The organism is Hydrogenispora ethanolica (genome assembly GCF_004340685.1).
GTDB lineage: Bacteria > Bacillota > UBA4882 > UBA8346 > UBA8346 > Hydrogenispora > Hydrogenispora ethanolica.
In genome coordinates, this window is record NZ_SLUN01000018.1 from 13856 (window position 1) to 27541 (window position 13686).

At 54.0% G+C, this 13686-nt stretch carries 14 protein-coding genes; 5 read left to right on the top strand and 9 right to left on the bottom strand.

Features of this window, described 5'->3' with window-relative positions; all coding sequences use genetic code 11:
* Positions 1–90: 90 nt before the first annotated feature.
* Genes spoVAE through spoVAC form a run of 3 tightly spaced genes read right to left on the bottom strand, consistent with a single transcriptional unit; the run spans position 91 to position 1995 of the window.
* A complete protein-coding gene (spoVAE, locus tag EDC14_RS14565; RefSeq protein ID WP_132015042.1) occupies positions 91–441 on the bottom strand; it encodes a stage V sporulation protein AE in 351 nt (116 codons plus the stop codon).
* Between the two features lie 57 nt (positions 442–498).
* The gene (spoVAD, locus tag EDC14_RS14570; protein WP_132015043.1) at positions 499–1509 is read right to left on the bottom strand and encodes a stage V sporulation protein AD; all 1011 of its coding nucleotides are present in this window, start codon (positions 1507–1509) and stop codon (positions 499–501) included.
* An 18-nt stretch (positions 1510–1527) separates the two neighbouring features.
* Positions 1528–1995, bottom strand: coding sequence for a stage V sporulation protein AC (gene spoVAC, locus EDC14_RS14575; RefSeq protein ID WP_207930750.1), 468 nt, complete (start codon positions 1993–1995; stop codon positions 1528–1530).
* Between the two features lie 430 nt (positions 1996–2425).
* On the opposite strand from spoVAC, the gene EDC14_RS14580 reads away from it, so the two are divergent.
* Together EDC14_RS14580 and EDC14_RS14585 are read left to right on the top strand one after the other, a co-directional pair.
* Positions 2426–3442: an ABC transporter permease gene (locus EDC14_RS14580; protein ID WP_132015044.1), complete on the top strand. Its 1017-nt coding sequence runs from the start codon at positions 2426–2428 to the stop codon at positions 3440–3442.
* An 83-nt stretch (positions 3443–3525) separates the two neighbouring features.
* Positions 3526–4404, top strand: coding sequence for an ABC transporter ATP-binding protein (locus EDC14_RS14585; RefSeq protein ID WP_165908033.1), 879 nt, complete (start codon positions 3526–3528; stop codon positions 4402–4404).
* On the opposite strand, the gene EDC14_RS14590 is transcribed toward EDC14_RS14585, so the two are convergent.
* Positions 4372–4671, bottom strand: a complete 300-nt coding sequence (locus EDC14_RS14590; protein WP_132015046.1) for a DUF5808 domain-containing protein — start codon at positions 4669–4671, stop codon at positions 4372–4374. The two genes, EDC14_RS14585 and EDC14_RS14590, sit on opposite strands and share 33 nt — an antisense overlap.
* Positions 4672–5003: 332 nt before the next feature.
* On the opposite strand from EDC14_RS14590, the gene EDC14_RS14595 reads away from it, so the two are divergent.
* On the top strand, positions 5004–6236 hold the full coding sequence (locus tag EDC14_RS14595; RefSeq protein WP_132015047.1) for an LL-diaminopimelate aminotransferase: 1233 nt from the start codon (positions 5004–5006) through the stop codon (positions 6234–6236).
* A gap of 44 nt (positions 6237–6280) precedes the next feature.
* On the opposite strand, the gene EDC14_RS14600 is transcribed toward EDC14_RS14595, so the two are convergent.
* Both EDC14_RS14600 and EDC14_RS14605 read right to left on the bottom strand, forming a co-directional pair.
* Entirely contained in the window at positions 6281–7156 is an 876-nt protein-coding gene (locus EDC14_RS14600) for an aldose 1-epimerase family protein (RefSeq protein ID WP_132015048.1), read from the bottom strand.
* A 202-nt stretch (positions 7157–7358) separates the two neighbouring features.
* A complete protein-coding gene (locus EDC14_RS14605) occupies positions 7359–8762 on the bottom strand; it encodes a DUF4139 domain-containing protein (RefSeq protein WP_132015049.1) in 1404 nt (467 codons plus the stop codon).
* 329 nt (positions 8763–9091) lie between these two features.
* Between EDC14_RS14605 and EDC14_RS14610 the strand changes: the two genes are divergently transcribed.
* Complete coding sequence (locus EDC14_RS14610; protein WP_132015050.1) at positions 9092–9835, top strand: polysaccharide deacetylase family protein; 744 nt, start codon at positions 9092–9094, stop codon at positions 9833–9835.
* On the opposite strand, the gene EDC14_RS14615 is transcribed toward EDC14_RS14610, so the two are convergent.
* From EDC14_RS14615 to EDC14_RS14625, 3 genes are all read right to left on the bottom strand, one after another.
* Complete coding sequence (locus EDC14_RS14615; RefSeq protein ID WP_132015051.1) at positions 9832–10125, bottom strand: metal-sensitive transcriptional regulator; 294 nt, start codon at positions 10123–10125, stop codon at positions 9832–9834. The genes EDC14_RS14610 and EDC14_RS14615 overlap by 4 nt on opposite strands.
* Before the next feature lie 204 nt (positions 10126–10329).
* Positions 10330–11697, bottom strand: coding sequence for an FMN-binding glutamate synthase family protein (locus EDC14_RS14620; RefSeq protein ID WP_165908034.1), 1368 nt, complete (start codon positions 11695–11697; stop codon positions 10330–10332).
* 2 nt (positions 11698–11699) lie between these two features.
* Positions 11700–13103 (bottom strand): FMN-binding glutamate synthase family protein, encoded by a 1404-nt coding sequence (locus EDC14_RS14625; protein ID WP_165908035.1) that lies wholly within the window; start codon positions 13101–13103, stop codon positions 11700–11702.
* 176 nt (positions 13104–13279) lie between these two features.
* On the opposite strand from EDC14_RS14625, the gene EDC14_RS14630 reads away from it, so the two are divergent.
* Positions 13280–13684, top strand: coding sequence for an OsmC family protein (locus EDC14_RS14630; RefSeq protein ID WP_132015054.1), 405 nt, complete (start codon positions 13280–13282; stop codon positions 13682–13684).
* Positions 13685–13686 lie beyond the last annotated feature (2 nt).

Consider the following 13686-nt stretch of genomic DNA (forward strand, 5'->3'; position numbering starts at 1 on the left):
TCTCTATTATAAACCCAAGTCGTCAAAAAACCAATACAAAAAGAGCCGCCTGTCCGATGACAACGGCTCTTTTCAAGAACGGAACTGCAATTAACCCTTTGGTTTAAAAATGACGGCGACTAAAAAGCCAAAAACAATGGCGGCTGTAATCCCGGTACTCGTTAATTCGAACATTCCGGTCAAGACACCCAAAGGGCCATTGAGTTTTGCTTCGGCGATGGCCCCTTTGACCAAGGAGTTCCCAAAGCTTAAAATGGGCATGCTGGCCCCGGCTCCGGCAAAACGAATCAGTTTTTCATAAAGTCCCAGTCCTCCCAGGATGCCTCCGCAGACTACCATTCCGACTAAAATATGACCCATGGTAAACTTGGTCTTGTCGTAGATCAGCTGGCCAATCAGGCAGATCAACCCGCCGACCAAAAAAGCTTTTACATACATCATGCGGCTTCCCTCCGCTGAGCTTTTCAATATCCAAATCTGAATCCATCCGCAAAATTGCTACATTTCCAAGCTAATCGCTTGGGCGACGCAAGGAATGTTTTCGCCTTGCTGACATGAGAGCGGGCTGTGCATGGCCCCGGTGGCCACCAATAAAACCTTTTTCAAGTTGCCCCGGAGCAATTGTTGGTAAACATAGCCGTAAACGACACTCGCAAAACAGCCGCAGCCGCTTCCGCCCGAACCGACCCGCGGATCATCGAGATCATAGATCAGCATGCCGCAATCCTGGTAATTTTTGCTCAGATCCAGGCCCTGAGTATCTTTCATCCATTGGATCGCCAATTCATGGCCTACCTTGCCGAGATCCCCGGTCAGGATCAGGTCGTAATCAAGCGGTTGGAGCCCGGTATCATTAAAATGGGCGCTTAGGGTATCGACTGCTGCCGGGGCCATCGCCGCGCCCAGGTTCAACGGATCGTTGCACGCCATATCGACGACTTTGCCGACCGTCGCATACGTGATCCGGGGTCCTAGTCCCGAGCTGCCCAAGAGCGCGGCTCCAGCCCCGGTTACCGTCCATTGGGAACTCGGTTTGCGCTGCGTTCCGTATTCGGTGGGATAGCGGAATTGCCGTTCCGCCGTGCTGTTATGGCTGGAAGTCGCGGCCAAAACCCGTTCCCCAAAACCGCCGTCGAGAATCATCGAGCCGAGAGTCAATCCTTCCACCGCAGTCGAACAGGCTCCGTAAATCCCGAAAAAAGGGATGGTCAGCTCCAGCGCGGCAAAGCCCGAGGTGATGATCTGATTCAGCAGATCTCCGGCCAACAAGAATTGCATCTGAGCCGGGGTTGCGTTAATCTTATGAAGCGCCGTCAAACAAGCATCCAAAAGCATCTGGCGTTCGGCTTTTTCAAAGCTGGCAGCGCCCGCTAATGGATCGACATGTTTCGTATCGAAATAGTCCCCCAGTGGACCGGCGGCTTCATAAGGGCCCACGGCCGTTCCCGTGCTGAGGATAACCGGGGGAACCGCGAATTGGACGGTTTGTTTGCCGATATGTTTGGTCACTGTCCATTCAGCCTCGCCTTACTTCCAAGTCAGGAACAACGAATAGATCAACCCCACGAAAAAAGCGGTCACGACTCCGTACGTAATGACCGAACCTGCCAAAATGAACATCTTACTGCCAATGCCTTGGATAAAACCTTCTTTTTTAAATTCCAAGGCAGCCGAGACGATGGAATTCGCAAATCCGGTCACCGGCACGGCCAGACCGGCTCCCGCATACCGCGCCAATTTATCGAACCAGCCTAACCCGGTTAACAAGGCGCCCAGAAAGATCATGGTCGCTACAGCCGGATCACCCGCTTTTTCGACTGGTATTTTCATCAAACGTGCATAGCACTCCAGAATAAACTGTCCGATGATGCAGACGATCCCGCCGAAAATAAAGGCCCAAGCAGCATTCCTCAGAATATTCGGTTGGGGAATAATCTTTTGAGAAAGGTTTTGATATTTTTGCTGGTCCACGCTGAGTTGTTTTTTTGGGGGCAAGCTTTACACCTCTTAATTCTCTAGTGTATCATGAGGGGCGAAATATATTCTGTAAAAACTTACATAGAACCGCCTTCTCTGATCGATACTAAAAATTAATTTCCAAAGAGGAATCGACCGAACGATAGAGAATTAAGTATAGAAAACCAGAATAAGGAGTGAAGCCAAATGGAGGTCATCGGAGTTATTGCGGTCGTTTATCTGATTTACTACTTCATTCAGCATCAAAGATAATAATTTCAAACAGCGTTCCCTTATCCACTCGGTTTCGTATCCGAGTTCCTTGGGACGGATGAAACTCTGTGAATGACAATACAGGTCAATTGACCTGTATTATTTTGTTCGGGTTAAGACATTTACTCGCGGTATCGTTTCTCACAATGCAGCGGGTATCCTAATTGAAAGACTCGCGGAGCGATATGGAGCTTCAATGAGCGGAAGAAGATTTTGGGCGCTACTGGAAAGAGAATACCTGGATTTTACCACCAGCAAGTCTTGGATTCTGGCGCTGGCTTTGCCGCTGTTCATCGGTTTCTTGTTCAACTTTGTCTACAGAGACGCGGAAACCGCTCAGTTAACGGTGGCCTACACGGGCCGCTTAACCGCCATCGAACAACGGATCTTTGCGGCCCCGCCCTTTCGATTAATGTACTATCAGGATCTGAAACTGGCCAGAAAGGATTTGAGCCAAGCAAAGATCGACGCGCTCCTTCAGCCGTCCCGTCCCGGTTCCGGCAAGATCACCCTTTTGGCCAATCAGACCCAAGCAAAAAAGGCGGCCTTGTTGATCAATGCGGTAAACGTCTCGCTAATCCAAACTTTTTCGAACCGCCGGATCCCCCAGATTCAAATGAAATATCTCAATCAAAAGGCCCAGCCGCGCTGGCTATCGGTGCCCATTTGGTTGATCCAATTAATCCTGACCATCGCTTTGCTGCAAGCCGCCGCCGCCGTCGCCGATGAGAAAGAGAAACAGACTCTGCATTCTCTATTGGTCTCCCCGGTTCAGTTCATTGAATATATGGGCGCCAAAGTTTTATGGGCTGCTTTCGTCGGAATGGCTTCCATTTATCTGACATTATGGCTAACGAAATGCCCAAGCCATCTCGTCGAACTGAGCTTATTCGCCCTACTCGGGTGTCTGATCTATGCATTTCAAGCTTTGCTAGTCGGGCTGTTCGCTCCCAACGCACTTTTCGCGCGAACCATCGCCACGGTCATCTACTTGGTTTCCACTTTTCCTATGATGGTTGCCGACTTGGCCGGCGAAGGCAAGGAATTATTGAACCTCTTCCCCTCCTATCTTATTTTGCGCGGGTTGGAGCAAGCCGTTCAACTGCAACCGCTGACCGCTGAGCATTCGCTGGGCGCTATCGTGTTGGGACTGGAAACCCTGGCATTGGCGGGGATTGCTTACTACTTTTTCAAACAAAAGGCTGATTTTTGATGGCTCATCGCAGACTAACAAAACCCGGCCGCGAGACCAAAGATGCGCTTGGTTCGCTGCGACTTCAGAAACAAGGTGTTAACATGCCCGATGTAGTGGTGGTAAACAATCTAATGAAAAAGTATGGCCAGCGTTTAGCCGTAGCCGGTCTTTCCTTCTCAGTCGGCCCGGGACAGACGTTGGGTCTACTCGGACCTAACGGCGCCGGGAAGACGACCACCATGCGCATGTTGATGGGTTTGTCACGCCCTTCTTCGGGATCAATTTCCATCTTCGGTATTCCCTTGGCGAACGGATTAAAGCAAGTGCACTCCAGGATCGGAGTCGTCTTCGAAAAACCCAACCTGATGGAGAATCTATCCGCCTACCAAAACTTGGCGCTCAGCTGTAAGTTATATGGACAGCCGCTGTCCCGAATCCAATCTTTGCTGGAGCGGATGGATTTATGGAGCCGGGCGCGCGATCCGGTACGCTCCTATTCCAAAGGAATGCGGCAACGCATCCTCATCATTCGGGCGTTAATCCACGAACCTGAACTGCTCTTCCTCGATGAACCGTGCTCCGGTTTGGACCCGGTCTCTTCGCGGATTATCCGCGATTATCTCTTGGAATTAAAGCGTGGCGGCATTACCATCATTCTGACCAGCCACGATATGACGGAAGTCGATGAGTTATGCGACCAAATTGGCTTCATCAACCATGGCGAATTAGTGGTCATGGCCGAACCCCGCGAACTCAAGGAAAGGTTCGGCCAATCCGGACTAAAGGTTACCTTCCGCCAGGATTCTCAGATCTCGGAGGCCGTAATCGCCCCAACATCCGAAAATCTGGGCTGGTTGGCCGGACTATACGCGGAAAACCGGGTCGTTGCCGTTCATTCCATGGAGGCGACTCTGGATGAGATCTTTCGAAAACTCAGTGATTCGAAATTAGGTCAACAACCAAGTGATGAACTTCATTAATAGCGGCAGGATGAAGAGCAGGCCGACCAGTAGCATCCACGATGCCGGCTGGGCGAAGTTACTGGTCCACCCGATGCCGAAGCGTTTCTCCACAAACCAGGCGGGATCGTCCGGATTATAGTAAAAGATCCCCCATTTCCAGTAACGATCATCGTCCCGGTTCAGTCTCGCAGCTGATTTGGCGTATCCCATCCGGATCCGGCTTCCGCTCTGGCCCGTACCGATGGCTAACCATAGCGCTCCAGCCACGATGATTCCCGTTAGCATGAGCGGTCCGCGGCCACCAGCCGACTGTTCCTCACCAAGCCCACCATGGTAATTTGCATCCAGCTTATTTATTAAAAAATCCACCCTATTTTGGATAAACTGGATCTCGTGCGCAAAATTGATTTACTGTAAACCCAATCCCCGGAGTTACCATTTTCACGCCAGCCCGTTGCCGTAAATTCGATCCCAAACTTTAACCGTTTCACGGGAGGTTTTTTCTATTCCATCCCGAATTATTGGCAAAAAATATATCCATTGAAACCAAATTCCGCAGAAACCGCAATCGAGACGACGATTGCGCCCTCTGTGAATCAAACGAAGGGACTGATCGAATGGCCAAGATCAATCAGAATTATCTGGAATTGCCGGGCAATTATCTCTTCTCCGAGATTGCTCGAAGGATTCAAGCCTACAAAAACGAACATCCCGCAGCGGATATCATCCGTTTGGGAATCGGCGACGTTACCCGGCCCCTGGTTCCCGAAGTCATCAGCGGTCTCCAGCGCGGCGTGGCTGAGATGGGGGACGCCCGGACTTTCAAGGGGTATGGCCCGGAACAAGGCTATCAGTTTCTGAGCGAAAAGATCATTGAACACGAGTTCCGGCCCAGGGGCGTGGAACTCGATCCCGATGAGATTTTCATCAGCGACGGCGCCAAATGCGACACCGGTAATATTCAGGAGATCTTCGGGCTCGATAACATCGTGGCGGTCACCGATCCGGTCTATCCGGTTTATGTGGACAGCAACGTCATGGCGGGCCGGGCCGGAAAATTGGGCGGCGACGGCCGGTATGAGAAGATCGTGTACCTGCCGTGCACCGAGGCGAATGGGCTCAAACCGGAATTGCCGGGGACCAAAGTCGATCTGATCTACCTTTGTTTTCCCAACAATCCCACCGGGATGACCCTGACCAAAGAGGAACTCAAGCCTTGGGTCGATTATGCCCGGGCTCACCAGGCGATCATTCTGTACGACGCCGCCTATGAATCGTATATTCAGGAGGCCGATATTCCGCACAGCATCTATGAGGTGGAGGGCGCCAAGGAAGTGGCCATCGAGTTCCGGAGCTACTCCAAGACCGCCGGCTTCACCGGAACCCGGTGCGCCTTTACCGTGGTTCCCAAGACCGTTCTGGCATATGATGCCGATGGCAACGGCCATTCGTTGAACCGCTTCTGGCTGCGCCGCCAGACGACCAAATTCAACGGCGTTTCGTATCCGATCCAGGCCGGGGCCGCCGCGATCTATTCCGAAGCCGGCCGCAGCCAGATTCGAGAGGTCATCCGGTATTATATGACCAACGCCGCGTTGATCCGCCAAGGATTGCAAGCTTCGGGCTTTACGATCTACGGCGGGGTGAACGCCCCTTATATCTGGTTGAAAACGCCGGGCTCGCTCACTTCTTGGCAGTTCTTCGACAAGCTGCTGCACGAGGTCCAGGTGGTGGGGACGCCGGGCGCCGGGTTCGGTCCCAGCGGCGAAGGGTTCTTCCGGCTCACCGCCTTCGGCAGCCGGGAAAATACCGAGCGGGCGATGGAAAGAATTCAAAAACTGAAATTCTAAGCAATGAAAAAGCACTCCTTCGCGGAGTGCTTTTTGATTCAACCTCAGTCGACGCTTATCCGATAAGCGCAGCGGAATTCTTCATCCGGCCGCAGCGGCATGACGCCTTCTTTCTCCCGGAAATCTCCGTCAAAATCCTCCTCGTCCCCATGCCCGAACCAGGGCTCGATACAGATAAACGGCGCTCCTTGGGGCGGCGACCAGAACGCCAGATATGGAAAACCGCTGAAATCAAAGTGAATCACTTTACTGTTCCGGCGGTTCTTTAGGGCGACGGATTGGGAACGGAGCTTCTCAAAGACGAGCGCGTCGCCTGCAAAGAGTTCCTTCGTCAAGGCGATGGTCCGCTGGTTGTCCAGAAAGGGCCGTCTTTCCCGTTTCAGCAATCCGTTGGGATCAATCGGACGGACCGGCGCGGTTTCAGGCAATTCAAACTCCAGATAATAATCTTCGAAGTTCGTGTCCGCCGTGAATGGGCAATTCAATCCGGGGTGGGCGCCAATCGAAAAAAAGAGGCTCTGCCGGTCGCGGTTCCTCACCCGGTATGTGGTGGTCAGGGAAGCCCCTTGCAAAGCATATCCGATCTCCAGCTCGAAACGATATGGGTATTTTCTCAGCGTCTCCTCATTCCACCCCAGCCGGAAGAGGACATTCTGCCGGTCTTTCTGAACCAGCTCGAAAACGCTGTCCCGGGCGAAACCATGCTGGCCCAGGCAAAAACTCCGGCCGTCGATCCGGTACTGGTTATTTTTCAAACGGCCCACGATGGGAAAGAGCACCGGAGCATGGCGGGGCCAAAAAGCGGGATCCGCGGACCAGAGATGCTCCACTCCGTCCCGCTTGTCTCTCACGCAGACTAGCTCGGCCCCTTGGGCGACCGCCTGCACGGTCAGGAATTCATTTCCAAGCGTTATAGCCATGATGCTTCACTCCTTTGGAATACAACAGCTTGTTCAGTGACTGAAAGAGCTCATTCATTCACAAAATGAGCTTGTTGAACGACTGAAAGAGCTCTTTTTCCACAAAATGAGCTTGTTGAACGACTGAAAGAGGGGCTGTTGCAAAATGAACATGCAAGTTCATTTCCAACAGCCCCTTCTGCTTCAGGAATTCCGGGCTATTTTACCATTTATACTTAACCGTGTAGGTAATGGTCTCCTGTCCGCCCGGAGGAACCACCACGGCGAACTCGGCCTTGCCCGACTCGGTCTTCACAAACCGGTGGTCCGTTTTGACGATCTGCCATTCGTTCCACCCGTTCATCCGTTCCACGACGGTGACGTCCACCGCGGTCTGCTTGTGATTGCGGAGCGTGATCTGATAGCTCTCTTCGCGGCTCGTCGAGCCGGTATCCCGGACATTGGTGCGAATCCGTTCTCCCACAATATCGAAGGCGTTGCCGAGCGCCACCCGGAGCTTCTCAGCGGCGGCGGTATGATCGATCCGGTCTTCACCGATGAATTGCAGCGCGCCGTCACTGTCGGCTTTTTGCACGCGCACCCGGCCTTTCGGCAGCGGCATTCCCAGGTTATTCGCCTTGCTGTTCACGAGCTCCAGCACGACCTGGACTTTCTTCGGATCCGCCGTTCCGTCATAAATAAAAAGTTTCCGGGCGGGAATTGCGGCGGCGGTCAGCAATTCCACCTGTTTCAACTGATTGTTCTTCACCGTGGTGGTCCGGCCCAGCGTATAAAGATGATATTCGAAGAAAGACTGCTCTTGAAAACGCTCGGGCGAAGCCGTTTTCAGCAGATAATCGCCGGCCCGTTGGCGTTCCTCCTCCGGGGCACGGTGCAGATCTCCGGCCACCAGTTTGAGCCGGGCGTCCCGGTAATCGGCTCCGCTCCGGTTGTCCAGCGTGACCCAGCCCGCCAAGTCGATCCGGTTGTCATCCTGATTGATCGTCGCCACATAATCCGCTTTCCAAGAGAGCCCCCCGGTGAGGTAACTCACTTCGACCTGTTGCGCGCCGGCCCGCGCCGGATTGGTCAGTAACCAGACCAGTGTCGGACGGACCACGAGGCCGCCGGGCAACTCTGGAAACGTGACGCTCTGAATCTGGGCGGCCTTCACGATACGAACCTCGCCGCCTTGCAAAGTCGCGGCCAGGATCAGATTATCCCCCCCGCTCATCAAATAGCCCTCAAGAGTCTCTCCTTGGACTGTGGTCAGCCGGATCCTTTGGCCCAAATACTTTTGGAGCAGCGCGGTATCATTGATGATGTCGTATTCGTAATTCTGCTCCAGCACCCGGACGCCTGGCTCCGATAAGGAACGGAACCGTACCGAGGTCGGATCGATAAGGGAGGCGACATCCGTAAAACCGACGGTTCCGATCCCCGCCGGCAGCTCCATGCCGCGCCGTTCTTTGACCAAGCCCAAATTATCGTTATACACGGTCAGTTCGACGCTCCGATCGCTTGCGGCGGCGGTGATCGGCCGGCCTGCCGCAAAGACGGCGACCAACAGCATTCCCAGCAGGATTACTCCCAGCCGCACTCTGCTGCGATCCATGCGATGCTTCATTCCGTTTCACTCCTTTTTTTGAATTCGAGTTGGAGCATGCTTGCTTCCAATGAGAATTACTACTCAGACGAAACCGGTTTCAAAGATGTTCCCTTCCAAATCATTTTCCAGCGATCCGTTGGGAAAGATCCCGGTTTTTTGAGGGGAATGTAAAAAAACTCCAGCAAAAGAAGGCAATTTTATAACAAATCCGCTCATTTTTCGTTGTATTGGATCGGGAATATCGCTTATAATTTTACATATCGGTTTCATTATTGTTACGTAATATTCATCATCCGTCGCATAAAACCCTGTTGATTGCAGAATCGCAGAATTTAGGTGAAAAGTCTATGATTACCGTCAAACGGGTTCAATTGCCGGTCCTTGCCTTGCTGGCCATGGTCGCCGTCCTGTTGTTCACCATTCCCCGGCAGCTGATCAATCACTACCTTTTTGTCCGTTCGGCCATCGCCCTGGTGGACCGGGTCGATATTGAATGGATGGGATATACTTCTCAAAAAGTCGTGGCTCTGACCTTCGATGATGGCCCAGACCCTCGTTATACGCCGGCAATTCTGAAGATCCTGGCCGAATATAAGATTCCCGCAACCTTTTTCCTGGTCGGAACCAATGTCCGGCGCCATCCCGAACTGGTTCGGGCTGAAATCGCCGCCGGCCACCAGGTGGGCAATCATACCCTATCCCACCCGCATCTGCGTCGCTTGACTCTTCCTCAAATCGAAAAGCAGATTGCCGCCACCGACCGGGCGATTGCTGAGGCCGCCGGGGTAGAACCGCTTTTATTCCGGCCGCCGTACGAGGAATTGAGTGAAAACATCCTGGCCGCTTCGCGATTGGCGCGTAAAAAAATCGTCATGTCCACGATTACGGTTGAGCACCACGTCCTCCCCACCCCGCAACAGAAAGCCAACCGCGTCGCAAAGATGGTCTTTCCCGGAGCCATCATCCTGGCCCACGATGGCCGGGTCAACCGTACCGATACCGTCGCCGCGCTCCCGGAGATCATTCGCGCGCTGCAAGCCAAGGGATACCGTTTTGTAACACTGACCGAACTCTTGCAACACAATCGTTAAGACAGCTTTTTGAAGATCTCCTGGAATTTTTCGAGGACCTGATCCACCGGCCGGCCGTCGCAAATCTCGGTCTTTAAGCAATGGACCAGTTGATGGCTGAGAACCGCCAAGGCTGTCTGGGAGACGGCGGCCTTGACCGCTGCCAATTGAATGATCAAATCCTGGCAGGAGCGTTCTTCCTCCAACATCTTTTGGATCCCGCGCAACTGTCCCTCGGCCCGCTTCAGACGGGTCATAATCTCCTCTTTGGTCTTCGGATCCAGACAAATCTGTTCATTAATCTCGGCCATCTGTTCGTACCTCCAGCGAAATGAAAGAATTCCTTGGGAAAAGCATCGCGCGACTCGCAATTCAGCATCCGCGGATCGTTTGTCATCACCGGCGGAGCCTGGTCATGATTCGTACCCGGCGGTGCACCTTTCAAATATTTCGCTTGCCAGAACATTTTTCCTTTTATCCCAAAAGGAAATTCGTACAATTATCCGGCCTTTGGATCACTGCTTTTCTTTCGGGCGGGGCTCAAAATATTCAACCCCGGTCATCGCCGCGGCCAAGCGGTCTAACGCCACCAGATCCTTCCGGGTCAATTCCCGGAGCGATCGCTTGCCCAGAGCGCGGGCGACCTCCTTCATCTCCAAAATCCAACTCTGCAAAAATTTGTTGAGATGCTCGGCGCCCAGTTGTGGATCGAATTTGAACTCCTGCTTGCCCCCGTGGAAAAGCAATTCGGTCGGGGGTTCCCACGGCAGTGTTTTTACGACCTGGGTATGGGATAGAGCCAGACAGGCAGCGGTGCCAATCATCACGGCATCCGCTCCCAGCGCCAGACATTTCAGGGCATCGCCCGGCGTATAAAGGCCGCCGCCCACCATCAGGGAGATCGTTTGCCGCTGCCCCGTATCTTCCAGATACTGAACCGCCCGGCATAGCGCCGGCAGGGCGGGAAGCCCCAGATCATCGGCGAGAATCGTCGGCGCGCCATGAGTCCCCCCCTCGGTGCCGTCAAAGATGAAAAGATCGGCTCCGGCCGCCAGAATCCGTTCCAATTCCCGCTCAATGTAATGGGTGGCTCCGATCTTCACCCCGATGGGCACTCCGCCGGTGATCCTCCTCAATTCCCGGATATAGCGCTTCAGTTCCGCCACATTTCTCCCTTCAGGCAGGTGGGATTCGATTAACAGATCCAAACCGGGGATCGCTCCGATCCGTTTCGCCAGCTCGGCCTCGACCTTATAACCCTTGATGCGGACCGGCGCCGAATTCCAAGCCCCATGGCCGAGGCCGATCTCTATCAGATCAGCCTGCCGGAGAATGGCGGGATCTTTGGACCAATAACCCCGGGGAAGCTGTAGAATGTAATGCCCGGCGTTTTCCCGTTCTTCCTCGAGCAGCGGCCCGTTCCCGGAGTCGGTTGCCGTCTCCGCCAAAGCGGTTGCCCTAGCCAAGGCGATCTTGGACCGGTAACTTAAGGCATTTCCATAGGACATCCCGCCGATGACCACCGGGATCCCCAAATGCAATGGTTTCCGAGCCCGCGTTCCCAGCGTCACCCCGGTCTCTATCGGGTCTTCCTCTTCCAAGGGTTCTCCCGTCAAATACACCGGATTGAATTGCAGCTGTCCCCAATCGCAGAAACGCAGGTTCGTACCGAAAGGCCGTTCCAAAGGCTCTCCGGTCCGGGCGCGCAACAAGCTCTCCAACCCATCGCGCCAAGTGATTTTCCGAAGGATTTGAAGGTTCGTAAGGAACGGAAAACTCTTCAGGAGCCTGCCGAATTGGCGCATGAAACACAGCCGCTCCAAAATGACCAAGCCTATCGCGCAGGTTAGCAACCCGATCAGCACGCCCAAAGGGACCGCCACTCTCAAGCGCCTCCCTTGCCGGGGGTGAATAACCCTGATTCCACCCCGGTCATCTGGGAAACCTCCGGACTCAGCGCGCATAAGTCGGCGACTGACAACTCGGCCAGTGATTTCTTGCCCATCGAACGCAGCGCCATGATCATCTCCTGCTGGCAACTTTTTAGGAAATTGGCGATACTGCGGGCCCCTTCCTCGATGACGAAGCGGTCTTTTTGTTTGCCCCGTTCATAGACCAATTCGGTGGGGGGTTCCCACGGGATCACCTTGGTCAATTGCAAATGAGCTAAAACGATCATGGTGATCGTCCCCATATAAACCGCATCGGCCCCGAGCGCCAGCGCCTTAAGCACCTGGCCCGGCGTCACGAAGCCGCCCGAGACAATCAACGAAACTTTTCCCTGCAATTGTTGCTTTTTCAAAAAAGCCACGGTGCGGCAGAGCGCCGGCAAGGTGGGCAACCCGACACTATCGGCCAGGATCGGCGGGCCGAAACTGATGCCGGCCTCGGCGCCGTCAATGGTCAAAAAGTCGATCCCGGCGCCGGTCATGATCTCCAGTTCCTCCTCCAGATAATGGGTGGCGCCGAATTTCACGCCGATGGGCACTCCGCCGGTGATTTTGCGCAGATATTCCACAAGTTCGGCCAAATCGGACCGGTTGCGCACCTCCGGTAAAACGGCGCTCATGTGAAGGGATTGATCCGGACCGATCCCCATATACTCGCGGAAATCCGGGCTAATGTTTTCGGGCCCGAGCGTCACCGGCGCCGAACCGAGCGCGCCGTAACCCAACTGGATCTCGATCATGTCCGCCTGACGGAGCGCCTTTTCATCCTTGCCCCACGCGCCGCGGTGGTACTGCAGGATCAAGCGCTTAGTGCTCTTCCGTTCCTCGGGCAAGAATGGCCCGACACCGGTATTGGTAGCGGTATTGACTTGGTCGGCCCCCTTGGCCAGCGCGATTTTTGCCTGATAAGACGGGCCGAAGCCGTACCCCATTCCGGCAACCATCATCGGCAGACCGATGTGGAGAGGCCGGGCCGCTTGGGGCCCTAATACCACTTCGACGTCGACCTTGTCCGACTCGGCCACCGGCTGTCCCGATAAATAGACCGGATTCAGCAGCAGCTTCTCCCAAGGTGAAAAATGAATCGGGCTCCCGAACGGCCGTTCCAAGGGTTCGCCCTGATTGCCGCGGAGATCGGCCTCCAATACGTTCTGAACCCCTACTTTGGTGAAAACATTGTACATTTCCCCCAAGTTCTCGGGATACGGGTCTTTTAAAAGCCGTGTCAGAAAGGCATCACTTACAAAATTGATGATCGGTTTGAATAGCAATAGCCCGACGATTCCGGCTCCGATAAAACTCAATCCGAATGCCAACCAAAACTGCCATCCCAGATTCATGCCGAACCTCCTGTGATTTTTCAAGGTTATTCTCCCCCGCGAATGGCTTTTCATGAATGAATCGAACCCGGCCGCCGAACCGGCAGACTCTTGGGTTGTTGATGGACCATTCTTGGACGGAATCTGTTATAATTGAGTTATTTCACAAGGATACTATCTCTAAAGGAGGATTGCGAATGAAAGCCAATTTAAGCTGGGATGGCAAGATGGGCTTCACGGCCACGGGAGATTCGGGCCATGCGATCAAAATGGATGTCAGCGCCGAAGCGGGCGGTTCCGATTCCGGGGTCCGGCCGCTGGAATTATTGCTGCATGCCCTCGGCGGATGCAGCGGCGCCGATGTGGCGTCGATCCTACGCAAAATGCAGCAAAAAGTGGAGAAGTTCTCCATCGAACTCGACGGGACCCGGGCGGAAGAGCATCCCAAACGGATTACCCAGGTCCATATGATCTTCCGGGTCGCCGGACATGACATTGATCCCGAGAGAGTCCGGCACGCGGTGGAATTGTCACTGACGAAATACTGCTCCGTGGCGGCTTCGTTGAATGCCACAATTACCCACGAAGTCATCGTGGAATAAAG